Origin of the sequence: Neorhizobium descurainiae, from assembly GCF_051400715.1 — a bacterium.
Taxonomy (GTDB): Bacteria; Pseudomonadota; Alphaproteobacteria; order Rhizobiales; family Rhizobiaceae; genus Neorhizobium.
On the sequence record NZ_JBLFFK010000019.1, the window covers coordinates 30,021 to 50,715 of the forward strand.

Genomic DNA, 20,695 nt, shown 5'->3' on the forward strand with positions numbered 1-20,695 from the left:
ATATTTGCTATGGACGCATCAGCCGTGAATGAACTTCCACGGGCTTACCTCATTCTCTATCGACAGCGGCACCTCGATCAGCCACGGCCCGCCGCGGGAAATCGCGGTCTCGATCGCCTTGCGCAGGTCCTGCGGCGCGGTGACGCGGGCGAAATCCACATGGAAGGCGGCGGCGAGCTTTCCGAAATCGGGATTCTTCAGTTCCGCACCGATCAGCCGGCCACCGAAACTCTGCTGCTGATCGCGCTTGACATTGCCGAAGGCGGAATTGTTGAAAACGACGGCAATGACGTCGATGCCATACTGGGCGGCGGTCGCGAGTTCCTGACAGCCGAACATGAAGCCGCCGTCACCGGCGATCGACACGACCGGCACGTCCGGACGCGCCACCTTGACCCCGAGCGCGGTTGGGAACCCGAAGCCGAGCGTTCCTTCGAACCCGGTCGAGATGAACGTGCGCGGCTCATAGACCGGGTAGCAATACCAGGAGGCAAAACCCGCCTGGCAGACTTCCTCCACCAGGATGCCGTTATCGGGAAGCGCGGAACGGACCGCCTGCAGATAGCCGTAATGCGGGCTGATCTCCTTGATGGCCTCGGCCGTTTCTGCCCTGGCATTGCGGACCGCAGCCATCCAATCGGGTGCGGGGATGGGCGGCCCGATTTGCCCGAGCAGTGCGGCGAGCGAGGTTTTGGCGCGGCCGAGAACACCGAGCGCGTTCGGCGTCCGCGTCAGCTCCGCCGCGTCGATTTCCAACCGGACAACCGGCACCTCCGGTCGCGCCTGCCAACGCCAGCTTGGCACTTCGAGCCGTGTGCCGATGCCGATGACGCAATCCACCATCGGCCAGAGGCTGCGTGCCTCGGCGATTGTCAGCCCCAGCTGATGACGGTTGGAGACGATGCCGCGCCCGGATCGGAAGCCTACGACCGGCGCATGCAGCAATTCGGCAAGCCGCAACACCTCGTCGCGTGCCTCGAAGCCTGCGGGACCCACGAAGATCATCGGCCGCTCGGCCTTTTCGATCACCCGCGCGACTTCGCCGATCGCCACATCCGCCACCGGGTCCGGATGGTTTTCGAGCGGCGGAGCAATCTCGAATTCACCTTCCGCCGTGAACTGTTCCCAGGGCATCTCGACGGTGGCAGGTCCCGGTTTCAGCGAGCGCATCTCGCGAAAAGCGTGGGCGATCGCGGCGGAAACTTCCCCTGCCCCGTCGGCGCGCTCCGCCGACTTGGCGATACCGGCGAGTACGGCGCGCTGGTCGCGCATTTCGTGCAGGTGCCCGCGCCCCTTGCCGAGAAAGGCGGTCGGCACCTGGCCCGTCAGGCACAGCACTGGCTCGTTGCAGCCCCAGGCGGTCAAGAGTGCCGCGCCGGTGTTCAGCACGCCTGGTCCCGGCACGACCGAATAGACGCCGGGTTTGCCGGAAGCGCGCGCATAACCGAGGGCCATGTAGGCGCAGGTCTGCTCGTGCCGCGGCGTGATCACCCGCATGCCGTCGCGTTGCAATGCGTCGAACAACCCGTAGAGCTGGGCTCCCGGAATGCCGAAGACGGTGTCCACGCCATGCACGCGCAACGAAGCGGTAATGGCGTCGCCGCCGGTGATGCTCATGTGGGATGTTCTCCGATTGAATATGGTCGCAGTTGTAGAGGGGTTGAGGCGATGCGTGGCGTCCCTTCCCCTTCTGGACAGGGGCTGGGAAGGGAAAGGATGACTTGCCCCGGAGACCCTCTCCCGCCTGCCGGCCACCTCTCCATAATGGGGAGGGTCGGAAATGCCGCACCGTCCCGATATCCCATCAGCGATCGCTCGATCTCTTGGGTCCCTACAAACTCTTACGCGGCGTCGGGTCGAGATTGAACAGCCTTGCCGCATTGAGGCCCAGGATATTGCGCTTGGCCTGTTCGGAGAGGAACGGCAGGTCGTAGATTTCCTGCGGCAGATCGAAATCGAAATGCGGCCAGTCGGAGGCAAAGAGAAGCTGCGTCTCGGCGTTGATCATTTCGAGCGTCAGCTCCAGCGCCTTCATATTGACCGTTTCCATCGGCTGGGTCGTGTACCAGCAGCTTTCGCGCATGTATTCGCTCGGAAGCTTCTTAAGCTGCGGCGCTTCGGACGGCCGCATCAGATACTGGTCGTCCAACCGCTGCATCAGGAAGGGCACCCAGGCAAGCCCGCTTTCCACCCAGATGCTTTTCAGCTTCGGGAACCGTTCCGGAATACCGTTCAGGATCCAGTTGGTCATATGCACCATGTTGCACCAGACGAAGCCGAGCGCATGCATGCCCAGAAAGCGGTTGATCGTTGAAAGCGATTGGTCCTGCCAGTGATAGGCGGCGTGGAATGCGATCGGCAGGTTGCGCTCCTCGAGCATCGCATAGACGCGCATGTAATCATTGTGATGCACCGGCTTGTGACGGGTCGAGGGCACACAGAAGCCGATGACGCCGGGCTGATCGGCGAATTCCTCGATGGTGCGCTCCGCTTCCTTGGGCACGTTGAACGGCAGATAGGCGAGCGTCTTCAGCCGGTCGTCCTTGGTCAGCACCTTGTCGATCAGCCAGCGGTTATAGGCGCGGCCGAGATAGACTTCCATTTCCGGCTGCGGATGCAGGCCAAGCGTCAGCATCGGCGTCGGGAAAAGCACCATGTAATCGACGCCGAGCGCCTGCATCGCCCGTCGTGACAGGGTCACGTCCCGATGTATGCCATCATCCACCTTTTCGCGGATGCCCGCCTGGTGGGGAATGCGGCCGCCGACATCCTGGTATTTCAGCCCCATGTCGCCATTGAGACCGTAGGAGGCGGTGCCCATCTTCTCGTCGTGGAAGAGCATCGCCTGGTGGCGGATGACCGGGTCCTCGATATATTCGACCAGCTCATGCCAGGAGATGGTCTCGGTGTGGTGGGCATCCACATCGCAGATCAGCCAGTCCTGGAAGCCGCGGCGCTTCGCCGCCTTCTCGGCATGCGCGAGGATGTCGCGCGTATCGGTGAAGACGTCGATCTGCTGCACCGGCAATTCGCGGGCGTGATCCTTGTTCAAAACATCCATGTTCGCTCTCCTCCAGCGACAGGTTAACTTGCGGGCTTAGTCTTCGTCGGGCCGGCGCCGATACCAGAGCGCCAGTTCCATCGGCCCGAGATGCAAAGCCCTCAGGATTTCCGAGACGGCCGATAATGCCTCCGTCGCGGTCACCGTCTCGTCACGGGTGCCGGTGAGGGGCCTGAACGTGCGCTCCTCGCCGTCGCTTTTTGCGACATAGAGCCGGATCGCGGCGGTCATCATCCGCGCCACGGCCTCATCGGAGACGCGTGAAGCCTCGCCGCCTTCGAGCAGTTCGCCAGCGGCTTTCTCGATCTCGATTGCAGCATCCTCGATCCAGCCATAGGGATCGTTGCGCAGTATGTCCTGACGGACATTTGGATCAGAGGACGACATAGACCTGCCCCTCCCGGATCGCCAGTTCGGCACGGCGCAGGCGATAGCGCCCGGCGGCATTCCTGCCGGTCTCGATGTTGAACTCCCAGCCGTGCCAGGGACAGGCGACATGCATGCTCTCTTCGTTATATTGCAGCGTGCGCACTTCGCAGTTCTCGTCGATGGGCTCGACCACTTGCGGATAGATGCGGCCCTGACAGATCGGCCCCTGCCGATGCGGACAGAGATTGTGCCAGGCGTGCAGCGCGCCCTTCACCCGGAAGATGCCGATCTCCTTGTCGCCGCAGGCCACAACCTTGCGTTCACCATCGGCGATCTCCTCCTCCGAACAGACCAGATATTCCGCCAAGGTTCTCCTCCTTCCCCGGACGTTTATTTCAATATTATTGAAACTATTCAGTTATATTGTATAGTCGCGATCGACCACGTCAAGCGGAGAGATCATGGACGCGTCGGCAAAACAGGATACAGCAGGCAAGGGGGCGGGAATCCAGTCGCTGGAGAAGGGCTTGCGCGTGCTGACGACGATACAGCACGCGGGGCGGCCGATGCGGCTGAACGACATCGCGGCCGCAGCCGGCATGACGCCGAGCATGGCGCATGGCTATCTCGTCAGCCTCGTGCGCACCGGCTTTGTGGCGCAGGACCGGCTCTCCGGCCTCTACGATCTCGGCGATGCGGCGCTGCAGCTCGGGCTTGCCGCGCTTTCGCGCACGGATTTCCTCAGTCTTGCACGAACGACGATCTGCGAACTCGCCGCGGCGCTCGGCGAAACGGTGACGCTTGCGGTCTGGAACGGCGATGCGCCGGTCGTGGTCGACAAGATCGAGGGCCGCTCGGACAGCGTCTACGAGATCAAGGTCGGCTCGCTGGTGCGCCTGTGGCCCACGGCGACCGGCCGCGTCTTCATGGCCAATCTGCCGCAGGGCGAGTGGAGGCATCATCTGAGCGCCATGATGCGGCAGGGTGGCGAAAGCGAAGCCTCGGTCGAGCACTTTGTCGCCAACCTGGCGGACGTGCGTGAAAAAGGTTATGCCGCGACGCTGCCGACGACGGTTCCGGATTTCTCCGCCATAGCAGTTCCGGTCTTCGACCATCGCGGGCATCTGAAGGCGGTCGTCACCGTGCTCGGCCGTCAGGACGGCTTCGATATCGCTCCCTCCGGCCTGCCCCTCACCGCCACACTTAGCGCGGCAAAGGCTCTGTCGCTGCGGCTTGGCGCCTCAGTAAGTTGAGGGTTTCCCGCAAGGGCGGCTTGTGCCGCCGCGCTTTCTCGGCTACCCCGCTCATATAACCGTTTTAAACATTAGGGATCACCGCAACGTGATGGCTGAAGACGTGAAGTCCGAGGACGCAGGCACAGGCGAGTGGGTCATGCACTATCCCCGCGCCATCTATTTCCTGAATCAGGCAAACCATGCGGTGCGCACCCGGCTGGAAGCAGCTCTTGCCCCCATGCAGATGACCGGCATCCAATATACGGTGCTCAGCGTGATCGGCAGCCGCGACGGGCTTTCGTCGGCCGAGCTCTCCCGCCGCTTCTTCGTCACGCCGCAGACGATGAACGAGCTGATCGGCGGGCTGCAGCGCCGCAATCTGATCACCCGCAAGGAGGATCCGGCCAACCGCCGCATCCTGCGCATGAGCCTCACCAGCGAGGGCAAGCGGATGATCAAGGCTTGCGACGCCGCTGCGGATATCGTCGAGCGCGATGTCTTCTCGTTCCTGCCACAAGAAAGCTACGAGCAATTCCGCGAGCTCTGCCGGCTGATCGCGCGGAACCTGCGCGATCGCGACGAGCCCGCAAAGGCGGAATAGTCAGAGCCGCTACCCGTTCGTGCAAACGTCACGGCAATGAGATATTCGCACAATTTAAAGTTGAATTTCGTCACAACCCGCAAGCTTTTGACGCCACTTTCTTACGAAACGTTAATTTGACGGCAGGGGATGAGCCGCCCTTAGTTTCTGCAGCCGCCATGATGGCGGTCAGAGGCTCGCGTCCGCGCCCAAGCACGGACAACGCGAGCCTCGTCCAGGAGACGAGCCCCGTCTAGCGGAACAGGCTGTCCACATAATCGCGGCCGAGGCCCACTTTCTCGTAATGATCGCGACAGAGCGCGATGTAGTTGTGGACATCGAAGAAACCGTCGGGTTCGCCCTTGTCGTCGAGCCAGATCAGCGGCCCCTTCACCTGGAAGAAGACCTTCATCGGCTGATCGCTTTCATAGGCCACCAGCGTGTGCCCTTCGCCGGGCGTTTCATAGACGAAGTCGCCGGCCGTCGCCGTCCAGTCGTGCTCCAGATAGCCCCATTTGCCTGAAATCGTGTAGGCGAAGACCTCATGCGGGTGATAGTGGCGGTTCACCAGTCCCGCCTTCTTCGCCATCAGGATATCACACCACTTGTTCTGGGTAGGCGAAATCCACAGGGGCCGCGATGACACCGTTTCGGTGAAGGGCACGTAGTAACGCTCGTCCTCGGTCGGCGCGTTGTTGATATAGACCTCCGGCAGCGCGTCCGGCTGAAAGACCTTGTCTATGGGTGTCAAGTCCTTCCAGAATTCCGTCGTTGCAAGTTCGGGCATGGTTTCCTCCTTTTTTCAAGCTGGATTTCAGACGCTCATTCCGCCATCGACCATCAGCGTCGTGCCGGTCACGAAGCTCGACTGATCCGAGGCGAGATAGAGCACCGAACGGGCGATTTCCTCCGGTGTGCCGTGACGGCCGAGCGGGATCATGGCGTTGAAGAATTCCGTGCCGTCGCCGCCGATCGCCTCGCCGAGGCCCTTTTCGACCTGGAATTGGAAAGCATTGTCGATCGGGCCCGGATGGATGGTGTTGGCCCGGATCCTGCGCGGCGCCAGTTCCTTGGCGAGGCAACGCATCAGGCCGACCTGCGCGTGCTTGGCGGTGATATAGGCATAGACGCCGGCATCGCCGCGCATGCCGGCGACCGACGAGGTGATGACGATCGACCCGCCGTCATTCATCTTCGGCACGGCATGCTTGGCGGCCAGAAACGCGCCCTTCACATGCACTTCGAGGACGCGGTCGAAAACATCCTCGGGATATTCGTGGATCGGCGCGACCATCCCGAAATTGCCGGCATTGGAGAAAAGCACGTCGACCGGTCCGAAGCGTTCGACCGTCCTTGCGACATAGGCCTGCGCATCCGCCGCATCAGAGACGTCGGCGGCGATCAGCTCCACATTGCCTATCGGCAAGCCTTCCGCCGCCTGCTGCAGCGCCTGCATGGAAAGATCGACAAGCGCGACATTGGCCCCTTCTTCCAGGAACAGCTTCGCGGTCGCAAGGCCAAGGCTCCCCGCTCCGCCGGTGATGATGCAGGTCCTGTTGTCGAGAAGCGGCATTTTTTCCCCTGATGCCATGTCAATACGACCTCACCGCTTACAGCGGATGGGTAAATCCTCCCCTGGAGGGTGGCCCGGCAGGGCGGGAGGGGTTGCTGCGAAGCCCCCCGTCGCTTCGCTCCTCCTCCAGGGGCGGATTGGGCGCAAGCCTCGTCGGCAGCAATCCTCAGATCGGATAGTGAATGTGCCCGTCCTGGATGGTGATCCAGCGCAGTTCGGTGAACTCGGCGATGCCGGCCTTGCCGCCGAAGCGGCCGTAGCCGGATTCCTTGACGCCGCCGAAAGGCATCTGCGCCTCGTCATGCACGGTCGGACCGTTGATGTGGCAAATGCCCGATTCGATGCGTCTGGCAACACCCATGGCGCGGTTGACATCCTTGCCGAATACGGCGGCGGAAAGCCCGTATTCCGTATCGTTCGCCACCCGCACGGCCTCGTCCAGCGAGCCGACGCGGATAATCGAGGCGACCGGGCCGAAACTCTCTTCCCCGTAGATGCGCATCGCCGGCGTCACGCGGTCGAGCAGCGTGGCTTCCACGATCGTTCCCTCGACGCCGCCGCCGGCGGCGAGCACGGCACCCTTGGAGACGGCATCGCGCACCAGCGCGTCGATCCTTTGAGCCGCGCGGGCATCGACGACGGAACCGAGGGGCGTATTGCCCTTGCGCGGATCGCCGGCCTTCAACGTCTTCACCTTCTCGGTCATGGCCTGGACGAAGCGGTCGGCGATCTTCTCGTCGACGATCAGCCGTTCGGTCGACATGCAGATCTGGCCCTGGTTCATGTAGGCGCCGAAAGCTGCCGCCGCGACGGCCTCGTCGATGTCGGCATCGTCGAGCACGATCAGCGGCGCCTTGCCGCCAAGTTCCAGCAGTGCCGGCTTCAAATGCCGGCCGGCGGTTTCGGCGATGATGCGGCCGACGCGGGTCGAGCCGGTGAAGTTGACGCGGCGCACGGCAGGATGGGCGATCAGCGCCTCGACGATCTCGCTCGCATCCTCCGGGGCATTGGAAATGGCGTTCAGCACACCTTCCGGAAGCCCGGCCTCGTGCAGCGCGTCGACGATCAGCCGATGGGTGCGCGGGCAGATTTCCGAGGTTTTCATGACGACCGTATTGCCGCAGGCGAGCGGCATGGCGACGGACCGCACACCAAGGATGACCGGTGCATTCCACGGCGCCATGGAGACAATGACGCCGACCGGCTGGCGCACGGCCATGGCGAGGCTGCCGGGCCGGTTGGAAGGAATGACCTCGCCTGAAATCTGCGTCGTCATGGAGGCCGCCTCGCGCAGCATGTCGGCGGCGAGCATGACGTTGAACATCGCCCAGCCGGCGGTGGCACCGGTCTCCGACGCCATGGCATCGACGAAATCGGGGGCTTTTTCCTGCAGTTTGTCGGCCGCCGCCATCAGGATCTTGCGGCGCTCGCCAGGGCCGGTCGCAGACCAGCCGGGAAAGGCCTTGGCCGCGGCATTGGCGGCCTGGCGGGCGTCCTCGACGGAAGCGGCCGCAACGGTCGAGGCCACTTCTCCGGAAATCGGGTTCAGCCGCTCGAACCGGCGGCCGTCGGCGGCTTCGACTTCGGCATTGTTGATCTTCAGGCCCAGCATGTTCATGGGGTTCTCCTTCAGTTTGAATTAATGCGCAGCGCCCAGGAAGGCGCGCTGCACGGCAGCGTCGCCCATCAGGGCTTGCGCGGTGTTCTCTCCGCTGATACGGCCGGCCTCGGCGAGATAACCGCGCTCGGCAATCGACAGGCTCATCTTGACGTTCTGCTCGACGATCAGCAGCGCCAGCCCGCGCTCGCGGATGCGCCCGAGGCTCCTGAACAGCTCTGCGACCACGACCGGCGCCAAGCCCAAGCTCGGCTCGTCCAGCATCAAGAGGTCCGGCTTCGACATCAGCGCGCGGCCGATCGCCACCATCTGCTGCTCGCCGCCCGACATGGTGTTGACATATTGCGCCCGGCGCTCCTTCAGCTTCGGGAAGAGGTCGTAGACGAATTCCCGGTTCTCGCCGGCATGCGCCCGCGCGCGCCTGGCATAGGCGCCGAGCGCCAGGTTCTCCTCGACGCTGAGGTCGCCGAAGACGCCTCTGCCCTCCGGCACCAGCGCGATGCCCGCCTCCAGCACTTCATGCGCCGGCATGCCGGTGATCACCCTGCTCCCGAAGGAAACGATCGCGCCACTGTCCGGCCGCGTCAGGCCGGCGATGGATTTCAAGAGCGAGGATTTACCGGCCCCGTTGGCGCCGAGAATGACGACGGTCTCACCCTTTCCGACCCGGATCGACACCCGGTTCAGCGCCACGTGGCGGCCGTAATGCAGCGAAAGATCGGCCACTTCAAGCACGGGCGTCTCCGAGATAGGCGTTGATGACCTCGCGGTCCGCAAGCGCTTCGGCTGTCGGACCGTCGGCGATCCTGCGTCCGGCATTCATGACGACGCAGCGGCCGCACAACGCCCGGATCGCATCCATCACATGCTCGACAAGCAGGATCGTCACGCCGCGCTTCTGGATCGAGCGGATGAGCTCGATACCTGTCTTCAGCTCGGTCGGGTTGAGGCCGGCGAGCCATTCGTCGAGCAAGAGCAGTTCCGGCTCGGCGGCGAGCGCGCGGGCGAGTTCCATGCGTTTCTGGTCGATATAGGTGAGGTCCTGCGCGCTCTGGTCCGCCCGGTGGGCAAGACCCACCTCATCGAGCCGCAACAGGGCCTCCCTTCTTGCCGCCTCGCCCCAGAGTTTCCGTCTTCCGAAGGCAAGCGCGGCAATGACGTTTTCCGCCACCGTCAGCGACGGCAAGCCGCGCACCAGCTGGAAGGTGCGCCCGACGCCTTTCAAGGCGATGCGGTTGGGGGCAAGGCCGGAGATCGTCTGATTGGCCAACGCGATCGTGCCGCCCGTCGGCGGGAGATGCCCCGAGATCATGTTCATCACCGTCGTTTTGCCCGATCCGTTCGGTCCAAGCAGCCCGACCACCTCGCCGCGATCGACGGAAAAGGAGACCGCGTTGACGGCCGTCAATCCGCCGAAGCGCTTGGTGAGGCCGTTGATCGCAAGAAGCTCGCTCATTCGGCCACCGCCGGCAGATTCTTGATCTCGGTCCTGCGCCAGCGCCTCCAGCTCTCTTCTGCGAAGGCGAGCACGCCGCGCGGCAGGATGAAGACGATGGCGATGAAGATGAGGCCGAGAATGATGGAATAGTGGTTCGGGAAATTGGCCGAGAGCCATTCGAACAGCAGGAAGAGCGGCACCGCCCCAAGCAGCGGACCGGTGAGGCGGTGGGCGCCGCCAAGCAGCGCCATGATCAGCGTCAGGAACGAGATCGTCGGATTAAAGGCGATGACCGGTTCCACATAGGTCCAGCGCGGCGCCTGGATCGCGCCGACCAGCGTGATGATGACGCAGGAGACGGCGAAGAGCGCCAGTTTCACCCTTGCGATGTTGATGCCGCAATGGGCGGCCACGACCTCGTCGTCACCGATCACCTTTAGCGCAAGCCCGATGCGGCTGCGGCCGACCCACCAGGAGATCAGGAAGGTAATGGCCGCAAGTCCGAGAAGCTGCCAGTAGATGCCCTGTGGCGTGACCGGCAGGAAGATGTAGCGGCCGAGCGTACCGGTCACGTTGACCTCGTACCAGGTGACGAGCTGGCGCACGAGCTCGGCCAGGCCGAAGGTGAAGATGACGAAATAGACGCCGGCGAGCCGCAGCGTCGAAAGCCCGACGACGACGGCGACCGCAAGTCCGATCGCGCCGGCCGTGACGAGCAGCAGCGGATAGGGGATCGTCTCGCTGAAGACCGCAACCGTGTAGGCGCCGATCCCGAAGAAGGCGACGGTGGCAAGCGACACATAGCGCGTCGGGCCGGAAAACAACGCCCAGGCAGTGGCGAGCGTCACATAGCCGAGCATGCCGATGCCGAGCGTCACGCCGTAGGAGTCCGCGACCAGGGGCACGCAGGCGAGCGCTGCGACGACGACGACAAAGAGCGCCGGAGGGAGAATTCGGCTCATCGCGCCACCCTTCCGAACAGGCCGGCCGGGCGCCAGAGGAGCACCGCAAGGAAGATCGCGTAGGTCGCGGCAAGCGTCAGGCCCGGATCGACATAGGTCGCCACGAAGGTTTCCACGAGGCCGAGGATGAGACCGGCCGACAACGCGCCGATGAGATTGCCGACCCCGCCCATGATCACCACGATCAGCGCCTTCATGGTGAAGACGACACCGGTGGTGGCCGTAAATGTCTGATACATGGAGATGACCACGCCACCGACGGCCGCAAGCCCGCCGCCGAGCGCGAAGGCGAGCCGCGCGGCGCGGTTGACGTCGATGCCGACCAGCGGCGCGGCAGCCGGATTGACCGCGACGGCGCGCAGCGCCGTGCCCCAAAGGGTGCGGGTGAGAAGCAGATAGAGGCCGCCGCCGAAGACGACGGCGAGCACCAGCGCCAGCCCACGATTGGCCGCCAGCACCGTGCCGAAGATCGTCACCGGATCGTTCAAATAGCTGTAGCTGATGAAATTGGCGCCGAAGGTCACCAGCATGAGGCCCTGAATGACGAAGAGCAGGCCGAAAGTCGCGAGAATCGAGTCGATTTCGAGACTCGCCTTGTCGCGGGCACGTCTAACCAGAGGGCTCATCATGACGCCATAGACGGCGTAGCCGAGCGCAAACCCGGCCGGCACGGCGATCAGAAGACCGGCGACCGGGTTCAGGCCGAGCGTCGAGAACATCACATAGGCGAGAAAGGCGGCTGCGATGATTATCTCGCCATAGGCGAGATTCATGATGCGGGAAATGCCGTACTGGAGCGTCAGCCCCATGGCGACGAGCGCATAAGTTCCGCCGAGCACCAGCCCGGATAACAGGGCCGCGACAAGCATCGGGCCTCCTCCTTCACAATTCATGCCATGGATGAAGCCGCGACCGATGGTCCGCCCGCGGCTTCTGAAGGTCAACCCAAACTACTTCTTCTTCCATTCCCCTCGCGGCAGCACGACCTTGCTGGCGCCGGGGCGGTCGGTAGGCATGACGCCGACGAACTGGCCGTTCTGCCACTGGCCGGTCCACCAGAGCTGGCGCAGTTGGTTGTCCTCGAACTTCGTTTCGCCTAGCACCGTCTGGAACGTGCCGGAGGCGAGTTCGGCGGAGACGGCCGCCTTGTCGAGCCCCTTGCGCTTGATCGCTTCCTGCAGCATCTGCAGGCTCGCATAGGTGATGACGCTGCCCCAATAATCCGGGGCGACCCCTGTCACCGCCTCGTGGCGCTTGCGGTAATCGGCGTTCATCTTATTGTTCAGGTCGATGCCGCCGAGGCTCATGATGCCGGTGGCGTTCTCGCCGTTGTTCTTGCCGTAGACGGGAAACCCGGTGCCGACGCCGAGATAGAGAACCTTCGGGCTGAAATTGGCGACCTGCGCCTGCTGGGTGAGCGCAAAGGTTTCCGGCGGATAGGAGAAGGCGACGAAAGCATCCGCGCCGCTCGCCTTGGCCTCGTTGATCATCGGCGAGAAGTCGGACGTGCCGCCCGGATAGGTCTTGTCATAGGCCACCTCGATGCCGGCCTCCTTGAAGGCGGGGCGGGCGGCGGTGACGAGATCGATGCCGAAACCGTCGGCGACCGAGATCATCGCCACCTTGCCGTTGACCATGCCGGCCTTCTTGGCGTCGGCAAGGATCGCGGCGAGCGCCTTGGCATAGTCGTGGCCGCCGCCGAGCATCCAGAAACTCTTCTTCCAGCGCTTGACGAAATCCGGCGCCTTGTCGGTGACGGCCGAAACCGCAAGCTGCGGATAGCCGTAGCGGTCGAAGAGCGGTGCGACGGCCAGGTTGAAACCCGTGCCCCAGGGCACGAGGATGAAATCGACCTTGTCCTGGGTGGCAAGGCGCTCGACGGCGCGCACCACTTCTTCCGCCGACGAGCGGTCGTCATATTCGATCACTTCGATCGGCAATTTCTTGCCGTCCGGCAGTTCCAGCCCCCCGGCATCGTTCACGTCCTTCACCCAGAGCTGATAGTTCGGCAACGTGGTGATACCTGCGCCGCCGGCATTGCCGCCGGTCTTGGAAATGGCATAGCCGATCTTGACGGATTTGCGCTCCTGTGCGGCCGCTATGCCGGCAAAACCGGTCATCAGGCTGGCTGCGGCCACCGTTGTGGCCAGCGCCATCGTTCGCAGGACGCGCCTGCGCTCAAAGCGTTTCATGATTGTCCTCCCGACAGGGCCTGCTCCCGCAGGCCGTTTCAGCCGGCTTTCTTACCGCGACGTATTTGCCTTCCTCCATCGCGTGCAATTTGCCGACCATTGCAGGATAAGCCCGCAACCATCCCGTTGAAATAGACTTTTACAGGAGATACTTGTACTTTTCAGAGAAGGAGCACCACAAGATATGTCGATTTCCGTCTCAGCACAGAATGCTGCGCCGCACGTCGTCTCGCGACCGCCGGCTCAGATCGAAGCGCGACTTTTCCGCGGCGCACTTTCCCATTCAGAATGGACGTTTCGCGGCAAACGCAACCGCATCTTCCTGATCGCTTCGGGTGCAGGTCATATACGGCTCGATAAGCTGGAAGTGCCGCTTTCCGGTCCCGCCATCGTCTGGGCGCCGGCCGGCGAAACGGGCTCGATCCTCTTCGAAGCGGGATCGGAAGGCGCCTCGCTGGCTGTCCCCGACGTGGCGCTCGGCTCGGCCATGCCAACCGGCGCCGTCTTCGCGCAGGTACGCGAGGCGATCGCAAGGCCGATCCTCGGCAATCGTCTGCCTTCCCCCGATGCGCGGCGCATGCTGGGCACGATCGCGACGATCGAGCAGGAACTGAAGGCCGATCAGCCGGGCGCGCAGGAGGTCATCCGCCATCACTTAGCCCTGCTTTTGCTCGCCATCTGGCGGCTCGCCGATCCGGTCAACGAACAACCGCGGCCCTCCCCGCGCGCTATCGTGCGTGGCTTCGTACATCTCGTCGAACTTCATATCCGCGACCACTGGACGATCCCGGATTATGCCGCTGCGCTGGGCGTGACGGCCGACCGGCTGAACACGGCGATCCGCCGCGCCACCGGCCGCTCGCCGATGGAGCTGATCCACACACGGCTGATGACCGAGGCCGCCATGCTGCTGGACGGCTCGGCACTGCAGGTGGCCGAGATCGCCGAGGCGCTCGGCTTCAAGGATGCGGCTTACTTCAGCCGCTTTTTCAAGCGTATCGCCGGTGTCTCTCCCCGCGCTCATCGCGAGGGCGTGGCGCTCAAGAAGATCCGCCCGGAGACGAGCTATGCGGCCTGGCCATGAGGCTGCACGGCTCGGGATCTACGGCCGCTTCAGGCAAGATCGGTGCGCGCGAAATCCTCTCCCTTGTAGAGCAAGGACATGCCACGGTTCTTGGCGCAGGCATAGGAAAGGCAATCGGCCAGATTGAGCTGCGCAGGATGGCCCCTGCCCTTGCCGTAGTCGCGGAAGGCTCGCACCGCCAACCTGCCGTCGGCTTCGTCGATAGGGACGATATCGATAGCGGCGCGTTCAAGGAAACCCTCCACTGCCGCCTCTGCCTCGATCGGATCGACACGCATCTTGCTGATCAGGCGCATTGTCGCCTCCACGACAACCAACGGGCTCGTACAACGCCCAGCGGCACGATAGAGCTGTTCCAGAAAATGCTCCGCATCATCTTCCTTCGATAAAATCGCTATGACGACCGAACTATCGACGAACACTAGTGGCCCCACATCTCGTCGATCTCTTCCTTCGTCATATCCCGGCCACCGGGCTTGCCTTTGGCAGCCAGTTCATCCGCCAGAGCCTTAATTCGCGCAAAATAGGCCTCTTTCTCCTCTTCGCGCAGCTGAGCTTCGAGAGCCTCGATCACCGCTTCCGTCATGGTGATGTTGCGCTTTTCCGCCAACCGGCGGGCGAGTTCATGGGCGCGTGGATCGCGTATCTGCAGGTTCATGGCCGTTTCTCCACTCTGTCATGACAGATAGCACATCTGTCATGACAATGCGAGCGGCATGGATCAGTTGCAGCGGTCGGCCTGGTTCAGCGCGGCAGAGACGCCGGAAAGCGAGAAGACGTAGCTCGTCTGCGTGCCGCGCCTGGATGTCGCCTGGAGGGTCATCTGGCTTCCCGCCTTCATCGCGGCGATCAGTTCCGCGTCGCTGCTTTCCTGCTGCGTCCAGCCGGAATTGCCCTGCGGTACAAGAACGAAATTCTGGTCACCGATCGTCACCGTCATCTGCGATCCGTTCCTCAAATCATAACCCATGATCGCCTGAGGATAATAACCGGAACCGGAAGGCTTCGGTGCGACAAGGAAATAGTTGTCGCCGTGATCGACATTCGCCGGGCGCATCTGCTTGGGCGCTGTCAGCACGTAGCAGGTAGTCCCTCCATTCGCTTGATAGGAATAAAGACCCCAGTCGTTGAACGTCTGCACCATGCGCGGGCTCGGCTGAGCAAAAGCCGGTACGGAAAGGGCGGAAAGGGCAAGCGTGGCGAGGACGAAAGGCTTGATGGACAATCTTGTCTCCATGGTCGGAACTGCGAGGGAGCTGCGGCGCGAAGGCCGCCGCGGAAAATAGCCCATTGGAAAATCCATCGGTTATCAGAATGTTAATCACGCGTTTTCGATGCGCCGGAACGGGGCAGCCGCACGGCTGGAATCCGGCCGGAACGTGATCCGCGTCATCGGCTTTGCCACTAGGATTCAAGGGAAACCGCCGGCTCCGCAGGACCGAGGTCACAGACCGGTCACAATCATGTCAGGAGGCCGTAAATACCCCGCAGTCGCGGCGCGCGGGTGATCCGGCGCGCTATTGCGCCGCCTGCAGCCGCGGGCCGTCACTTTCGGCAACCAGCCGCACCGGCACGGACTTCGCCGCCGGCACCTTGCTCTTCTCGGCATGCTGGGACAGCGGGATCAACACGTTGCATTCCGGATAATAGGCGCCGCAGCAACCTTCCGGAATATCGTAAGGCACCGCCCGCAAGCCGGAAACGGACCGGGTGACGTTGTCGGCCGCAATGGTTTCGAGCATCACGTTTGCGCCTTCCGCAACACCCAGCCGCGCCATGTCGGCCGGATTCAGGAAGATCACCATGCGCGTGCCTTCGACGCCTCGGAACCGGTCGCGATAGCCATAGACCGTCGTGTTGAACTGGTCGTTGCTCCTCAACGTGATGAGCCGCAGCACGTCGTCACGCGTGCCACTGTCGAAGCTGGCGGACAGCGCCTGCGGCACCTTGAAATTCGCCTTGCCGGTTTTCGTCTTCCACTCGCGCCTGTTGGCCGGAAGCGGCTTTTCAAAGCCGCCCGGCGTCCACATGCGCCGGTTGAAGTCCATGAAGATGTCCGGCCAGGTCGCCTCGATGGCGCCGCGCACCTTGGAATAGTCCGCGACCCATTCCCCCCAGGGAACGCGCGGGTTTTCCGGCAGCGCAGCCCTGGCGATCCCGGCGATGATTGCCGGCTCCGAAAGCAGGTGCGCGCTGATCGGTCGCGCGCGGCCCTGCGAGGCGTGGAAACAGGCCGTCGAATCCTCCATCGTCACGGTTTGCGGACCGGACGCCTGCATGTCCACCTCCAGCCGTCCGAGACAGGGCAGGAGATAGGCGACGTCGCCGTTGAAGAGATGGCTGCGATTGAGCTTGGTCGCCACCTCGACGGTCAGCCGCATCTTCGGCCAGGCGTCTTCCATCGGCCCCGTCTCCGGCACGGCACGCAGGAAGTTGCCGCCAAGACCGATGAAGGCGCGCACTTCGCCGTTGAGGATGCCGCGGCAGGCGTCGATCGTCGACAGGCCCTCCTCGCGCGGCGGCTCGAAACCGTAGAGCTCGGCCAATCTGTCGAGTGGCACGAGGTCCGGCTTTTCCGAAATGCCGACGGTGCGCTGCCCCTGCACGTTGGAGTGGCCGCGAACGGGGCAGATGCCGGCGCCAGGCCTGCCGATATTGCCGCGCAGCAGCAGCAGGTTGACGAGCGACTGCACCGTCGTCACCCCGAGCTTGTGCTGGGTCAATCCCATCCCGTAGACGCCCATGACCGCATTGGCGCGCGCATAGATCCCGGCCGCCTCCTCCATCTCCGCCCGCTTCAGGCCGGATTCCTTTTCAAGCACGCCCCAGGACTGCTCCTCGCAGAAGACCCGGAAATTTACAAAGCCATGGCAATGCTCCGCGAGGAATGCGTGATCGAGAATGCCGCCCGAAGCCGCCTCGCGTTCGAAGAGCGATTTGCACAGGCCGGTGAGCGCGGCGATGTCGCCGCCGGCCTTCACCTGATAGTAACGATGGCTGATCTTCGTCTCGCCGCCTGTCAGCATCTCGACCGGATTTTGCGGATTGGTGAAGCGCTCCAGCCCCCTCTCCTTCAACGGATTGAAGGTGACGATCACGCAGCCGCGTTTGGCTGCCTCCTGGAGTTGGTGCAGCATGCGCGGGCTGTTCGAACCGGTATTCTGGCCGAAGAAGAAGATCGCATCCGCATGCTCGAAATCGTCCAGCCGAACCGAACCCACCGGCTGACCGATCACCTCCGGAAGCGCCACCGAGGTCGTCTCGTGACACATGTTGGAACTGTCCGGCAGGTTGTTGTTGCCGTAAAGCCGGGCGAGAAGCTGATACATGTAGGACGCCTCGAGCGAAGCGCGGCCCGACGCGTAGAAAACCACCTTCTTCGGGTCTTCGGCGCGGATCGCCTTCAGCTCCCGGCCGATCTCCTCGAAGGCGACCTCCCAGGAAACCGGTTCGTAGATGTCGAGCAGGTGATCGTAGCGCATCGGATATGTCAGCCGTCCGATCGCCTCGAGGTTATAGTCGTCCCAGGTCCGCAGCTCGGTCACGGTATGGGTGGCGAAGAATTCCGGCAGGGCCTGCTTTCCGGTCAACTCCCAAAAGGTCGCCTTGGCGCCATTCTCGCAGAATTCCGCCACATGCGGATGCGCGGGCTTGGCCCAGGCGCAGCTCACGCAGGCAAAGCCCTTCGGCTTGTTCTGATGCGCCAGCGCGTCGATCGTCGCAAGCCGCGCGCGGCTGCGCACCGCATTGCGGAGCAGCGAATGCACCGAGCCCCAGCCGCCGGCCGGGCCTTCGTAATGTCTGATACGGATATGGGAAGCCATGGCAGGTTTCCGTCTTGAGACCAGCCGGACGGATTTCCGGCACGTTGATACTCATAATCACCCTCCTGCCCGATCGTTCCCGACCGTGACTGCGGGTTTTTTCTCCTGCCCGGTTGACTCCGGCTTTCAATTTGTACACTTGTATAAATTATAAGGACGATCGACTTCCGGAACGATATGCGCCCCAGCCTGCGGGAAACCCTTCTCAGAAACGCCGTGACGCTGTTTTCCCGCAGCGGCTACAATGCCGTGTCGCTTCGCGACATCGCCAAGGCGTCGGGCGCCAATGTCGGCAGCCTCACCTATCATTTCGGTTCCAAGGCCAATCTGCTCAGGGAAATCTACGAGCGCCACACGAAGCCGATGAACGCGCGCCGTCTCGAACTGCTCGGCGAAGCTCGCCGGATCAGCAGTCCCGACGAGCGGCTGATGGCCGTTCTCAGGGCCTATGTCGTGCCCGCCTTCACCTCCTCGATCGAAGGTGACGGCGGAGGCGCCGAATTCACCCGGATGCGTGCCGTCCTTTCGGCTGAGGGCAATGCGGATGCGCGCGAAATCATCGCCGATGCCTTCGACGAGACAAGCCGGCTCTTCATTGAGGCCCTCGCCGACTGCATGCCCGGCGCGCCGCTGGAAGGGGTCGTCTGGCGCAGCCAGTTCCTGCTCGGTGCCCTCTATTATGCCCTCGTCAACCCCGAGCGCGTGACGCGCCTTTCCGGCGGCGTCGCGAATGGAGAGGACCAGGAGACCGCCGTCAACCAGATCGTCGAGGCAAGTTATGCGAGCTTCCGGAGCCTTCCGGCCGGGCTTGCCGCGCCTGCAGCATCCATGAAGAAAGGTAGAAATTGATGACCGCTGCCCTCCATGCGAACGAAACGCGGCGCAAGCCGGATTTCATTCTGCCTGCCGGCAGTTGCGATGCCCATTGCCACGTCTTCGGGCCCGGCGCCGTCTTCCCTTATGCGCCGGATCGCCGCTACACGCCTGAGGACGCCCCCAAGGAAGCGCTGGCCGCGCTTCACGAGAGGCTTGGCGTCGATCGCGCGGTCGTCGTGCAGGCGAGTTGCCACGGGACCGACAACCGCGCGATGCTCGATGCGATCGCCTGGCGGCCGGATCGCTATCGCGGCGTCGCCATCGTCGACGACAGCTTCGACGAGCGTGCCTACCAGCAGCTCGACGATGGCGGCGTGCGGGGCGTACGCTTCAATTTCGTCCGCCATCTCGGCGGCGCACCGGACATGGGCATCTTCGAGCGCGTGATCGACCGGATCAAGGGGCGCGGCTGGCACGTCGTCCTGCATCTGGACGCCACCGACATCGTGCCGCTCTCCGACATGATCCGCCGCCTGCCCGTGCCCTTCATCATCGACCACATGGGTCGGATCGACACTAGGCTCGGCACGCAGCAGCCGGCTTTCCAGGCGCTGCTGGAGCTCGCCAGGCGGGAGAACTGCTGGGTCAAGGTCTGCGGCTCGGAGCGCATCTCAAGCTTTCCCTTCGATGCGGCGGTGCCGTTCGCGCGGGCGCTGGTCGAAGCCAGCCCCGAGCGGACCATCTGGGGCACCGACTTCCCGCATCCCAATCTCAAGGAGCCGGTCGACGAGGCGGATCTTGCAGATCTCGTCGCGCGCTTTGCCATCAACACGGAGGAGCGGCAGAGGCTGCTCGTCGACAACCCCGCACGGCTTTACGGTTTTGCCGCCTGAGCGGTCTCAAGGAGGAGGAAAGAATGATCTATACCGTCGCGCAAAATCCCGGTGGGCTGTTCCGGCAGACCACCAAATTCATGAAATGGCTGGCTCCCGCGCTCGCACTCATGCTTGCGGCCCCCGCCGTTGGATCGGCGCAGGAGGATTATCCCTCGCGCGACATCACCCTCGTCCTGCCGTTCGGCCCGGGCGGGATCGCCGACATCACGGCGCGCCTTGTCGCCGATTCGCTCGGCAAGAAGCTCGGCAAACAGATCGTCATCATGAACCAGCCCGGTGCCGGCGGCGCCACCGCTGCGCGTGCGGCTCTGAACGCCGAGGCCGACGGCTACACGCTCGCGCTCCTCTCGAACGGAACGGCGATCAGCGTGCCGTTGTTCAAGAACCTGCAGTTCGATCCGGTCACGGATTTCGTGCCGGTATCGAGCCTTGCCTATTTCGACTTCGTCTTCGTCACCAGGGGCAACGGCAAATACAAGACCCTCAAGGACGTGCTGGACGCCGCCCGCGCCAATCCGGGCGCTTTGAATGTCGGCACGATCAATGTCGGAAGCAGCCAGAATCTCGCCGCCGAGCTCTTCAAATCGACATCCGGAGTGGATTTCACCATCGTGCCCTACAAGGCGACCCCCGATCTTCAGGTCGCGCTGCTCGGCGACGAGCTCGACGTGATCATCGACAGCCAGACGGCATTGAAAGCGGCACTCCAGCAGGACAAGGCAATTGCCGTCGCATCCTCCGGCCCCGTTCGCTCCAGCCTGCTGCCGGACGTGCCGACGGCCCAGGAACAGGGCGTGCAGGGCTTCGACGTGACCTCCTGGAATGCGATCTTCGCACCCGCCGGCACGCCGCCGGACGTGGTGAAGAAACTTCACACCGCCCTCGTGGAAATCCTGGCCGACCCGGCTCTGCAGAAACGGTTTGCCGAGCTTGGCGTGGAAGCACGCTCCAGCACGCCGGAAGAGATCGGCAACCGCCTGAAGGATGACATCAAGAAATGGTCGGCCGTGATCGAGAAGGCCGGAATTCCGAAGCAGTGAGCTTCGG

Annotated in this window: 22 protein-coding genes; 6 read left to right on the forward strand and 16 right to left on the reverse strand. The window is 63.3% G+C overall.

Features of this window, described 5'->3' with window-relative positions:
* Window positions 1–18 precede the first annotated feature (18 nt).
* The 4 genes from ACMGE0_RS25405 to ACMGE0_RS25420 all read right to left on the reverse strand — a co-directional run bounded on the left by ACMGE0_RS25405 (window position 19) and on the right by ACMGE0_RS25420 (window position 3,797).
* The gene (locus tag ACMGE0_RS25405; protein ID WP_436818677.1) at window positions 19–1,617 is read right to left on the reverse strand and encodes a thiamine pyrophosphate-dependent enzyme; all 1,599 of its coding nucleotides are present in this window, start codon (window positions 1,615–1,617) and stop codon (window positions 19–21) included.
* A 214-nt stretch (window positions 1,618–1,831) separates the two neighbouring features.
* Complete coding sequence (locus tag ACMGE0_RS25410) at window positions 1,832–3,061, reverse strand: amidohydrolase family protein (protein WP_436818678.1); 1,230 nt, start codon at window positions 3,059–3,061, stop codon at window positions 1,832–1,834.
* A 36-nt stretch (window positions 3,062–3,097) separates the two neighbouring features.
* A complete protein-coding gene (locus tag ACMGE0_RS25415; RefSeq protein ID WP_436818679.1) occupies window positions 3,098–3,448 on the reverse strand; it encodes a hypothetical protein in 351 nt (116 codons plus the stop codon).
* Complete coding sequence (locus ACMGE0_RS25420) at window positions 3,435–3,797, reverse strand: Rieske (2Fe-2S) protein (protein WP_436818680.1); 363 nt, start codon at window positions 3,795–3,797, stop codon at window positions 3,435–3,437. Before ACMGE0_RS25420 ends, ACMGE0_RS25415 begins: the two co-directional genes overlap by 14 nt.
* Window positions 3,798–3,891: 94 nt before the next feature.
* Between ACMGE0_RS25420 and ACMGE0_RS25425 the strand changes: the two genes are divergently transcribed.
* Together ACMGE0_RS25425 and ACMGE0_RS25430 are read left to right on the forward strand one after the other, a co-directional pair.
* Window positions 3,892–4,683, forward strand: a complete 792-nt coding sequence (locus tag ACMGE0_RS25425; protein WP_436818681.1) for an IclR family transcriptional regulator — start codon at window positions 3,892–3,894, stop codon at window positions 4,681–4,683.
* A gap of 91 nt (window positions 4,684–4,774) precedes the next feature.
* Window positions 4,775–5,266, forward strand: coding sequence for a MarR family winged helix-turn-helix transcriptional regulator (locus tag ACMGE0_RS25430; RefSeq protein WP_436818682.1), 492 nt, complete (start codon window positions 4,775–4,777; stop codon window positions 5,264–5,266).
* Between the two features lie 232 nt (window positions 5,267–5,498).
* Here ACMGE0_RS25430 and ACMGE0_RS25435 read toward each other — a convergent pair whose 3' ends face one another.
* The 8 genes from ACMGE0_RS25435 to ACMGE0_RS25470 all read right to left on the reverse strand — a co-directional run bounded on the left by ACMGE0_RS25435 (window position 5,499) and on the right by ACMGE0_RS25470 (window position 13,028).
* Window positions 5,499–6,032, reverse strand: coding sequence for a 2,4'-dihydroxyacetophenone dioxygenase family protein (locus tag ACMGE0_RS25435; RefSeq protein ID WP_436818683.1), 534 nt, complete (start codon window positions 6,030–6,032; stop codon window positions 5,499–5,501).
* 27 nt (window positions 6,033–6,059) lie between these two features.
* Window positions 6,060–6,818 (reverse strand): SDR family NAD(P)-dependent oxidoreductase, encoded by a 759-nt coding sequence (locus tag ACMGE0_RS25440; RefSeq protein WP_436818684.1) that lies wholly within the window; start codon window positions 6,816–6,818, stop codon window positions 6,060–6,062.
* Window positions 6,819–6,984: 166 nt separating this feature from the next.
* Window positions 6,985–8,436, reverse strand: coding sequence for an aldehyde dehydrogenase (locus tag ACMGE0_RS25445; protein WP_436818685.1), 1,452 nt, complete (start codon window positions 8,434–8,436; stop codon window positions 6,985–6,987).
* A gap of 21 nt (window positions 8,437–8,457) precedes the next feature.
* The gene (locus ACMGE0_RS25450) at window positions 8,458–9,171 is read right to left on the reverse strand and encodes an ABC transporter ATP-binding protein (RefSeq protein WP_436818686.1); all 714 of its coding nucleotides are present in this window, start codon (window positions 9,169–9,171) and stop codon (window positions 8,458–8,460) included.
* Window positions 9,164–9,892: an ABC transporter ATP-binding protein gene (locus tag ACMGE0_RS25455; RefSeq protein ID WP_436818687.1), complete on the reverse strand. Its 729-nt coding sequence runs from the start codon at window positions 9,890–9,892 to the stop codon at window positions 9,164–9,166. The genes ACMGE0_RS25450 and ACMGE0_RS25455 overlap by 8 nt, the downstream gene beginning before the upstream one ends.
* Window positions 9,889–10,836, reverse strand: a complete 948-nt coding sequence (locus ACMGE0_RS25460) for a branched-chain amino acid ABC transporter permease (RefSeq protein ID WP_436818688.1) — start codon at window positions 10,834–10,836, stop codon at window positions 9,889–9,891. Before ACMGE0_RS25460 ends, ACMGE0_RS25455 begins: the two co-directional genes overlap by 4 nt.
* Complete coding sequence (locus ACMGE0_RS25465; RefSeq protein WP_436818689.1) at window positions 10,833–11,705, reverse strand: branched-chain amino acid ABC transporter permease; 873 nt, start codon at window positions 11,703–11,705, stop codon at window positions 10,833–10,835. Before ACMGE0_RS25465 ends, ACMGE0_RS25460 begins: the two co-directional genes overlap by 4 nt.
* Before the next feature lie 81 nt (window positions 11,706–11,786).
* Window positions 11,787–13,028, reverse strand: a complete 1,242-nt coding sequence (locus tag ACMGE0_RS25470) for an amino acid ABC transporter substrate-binding protein (RefSeq protein WP_436818690.1) — start codon at window positions 13,026–13,028, stop codon at window positions 11,787–11,789.
* A 184-nt stretch (window positions 13,029–13,212) separates the two neighbouring features.
* Between ACMGE0_RS25470 and ACMGE0_RS25475 the strand changes: the two genes are divergently transcribed.
* Window positions 13,213–14,112: a helix-turn-helix domain-containing protein gene (locus tag ACMGE0_RS25475; protein WP_436818691.1), complete on the forward strand. Its 900-nt coding sequence runs from the start codon at window positions 13,213–13,215 to the stop codon at window positions 14,110–14,112.
* Between the two features lie 29 nt (window positions 14,113–14,141).
* Here ACMGE0_RS25475 and ACMGE0_RS25480 read toward each other — a convergent pair whose 3' ends face one another.
* The 4 genes from ACMGE0_RS25480 to ACMGE0_RS25495 all read right to left on the reverse strand — a co-directional run bounded on the left by ACMGE0_RS25480 (window position 14,142) and on the right by ACMGE0_RS25495 (window position 17,936).
* Window positions 14,142–14,546: a type II toxin-antitoxin system VapC family toxin gene (locus tag ACMGE0_RS25480; protein ID WP_436818692.1), complete on the reverse strand. Its 405-nt coding sequence runs from the start codon at window positions 14,544–14,546 to the stop codon at window positions 14,142–14,144.
* Window positions 14,534–14,770 (reverse strand): type II toxin-antitoxin system VapB family antitoxin, encoded by a 237-nt coding sequence (locus ACMGE0_RS25485; RefSeq protein ID WP_436818693.1) that lies wholly within the window; start codon window positions 14,768–14,770, stop codon window positions 14,534–14,536. The genes ACMGE0_RS25480 and ACMGE0_RS25485 overlap by 13 nt, the downstream gene beginning before the upstream one ends.
* 63 nt (window positions 14,771–14,833) lie before the next feature.
* Window positions 14,834–15,337, reverse strand: a complete 504-nt coding sequence (locus ACMGE0_RS25490) for an invasion associated locus B family protein (RefSeq protein WP_436818694.1) — start codon at window positions 15,335–15,337, stop codon at window positions 14,834–14,836.
* 292 nt (window positions 15,338–15,629) lie between these two features.
* On the reverse strand, window positions 15,630–17,936 hold the full coding sequence (locus tag ACMGE0_RS25495) for an FdhF/YdeP family oxidoreductase (RefSeq protein WP_436818695.1): 2,307 nt from the start codon (window positions 17,934–17,936) through the stop codon (window positions 15,630–15,632).
* Between the two features lie 177 nt (window positions 17,937–18,113).
* On the opposite strand from ACMGE0_RS25495, the gene ACMGE0_RS25500 reads away from it, so the two are divergent.
* The 3 genes from ACMGE0_RS25500 (at window position 18,114) to ACMGE0_RS25510 (ending at window position 20,688) form a co-directional block, all read left to right on the forward strand.
* The gene (locus ACMGE0_RS25500) at window positions 18,114–18,785 is read left to right on the forward strand and encodes a TetR/AcrR family transcriptional regulator (RefSeq protein WP_436818696.1); all 672 of its coding nucleotides are present in this window, start codon (window positions 18,114–18,116) and stop codon (window positions 18,783–18,785) included.
* Complete coding sequence (locus tag ACMGE0_RS25505; RefSeq protein ID WP_436818697.1) at window positions 18,785–19,645, forward strand: amidohydrolase family protein; 861 nt, start codon at window positions 18,785–18,787, stop codon at window positions 19,643–19,645. Before ACMGE0_RS25500 ends, ACMGE0_RS25505 begins: the two co-directional genes overlap by 1 nt.
* Window positions 19,646–19,725: 80 nt before the next feature.
* The gene (locus tag ACMGE0_RS25510; RefSeq protein WP_436818764.1) at window positions 19,726–20,688 is read left to right on the forward strand and encodes a Bug family tripartite tricarboxylate transporter substrate binding protein; all 963 of its coding nucleotides are present in this window, start codon (window positions 19,726–19,728) and stop codon (window positions 20,686–20,688) included.
* Window positions 20,689–20,695 lie beyond the last annotated feature (7 nt).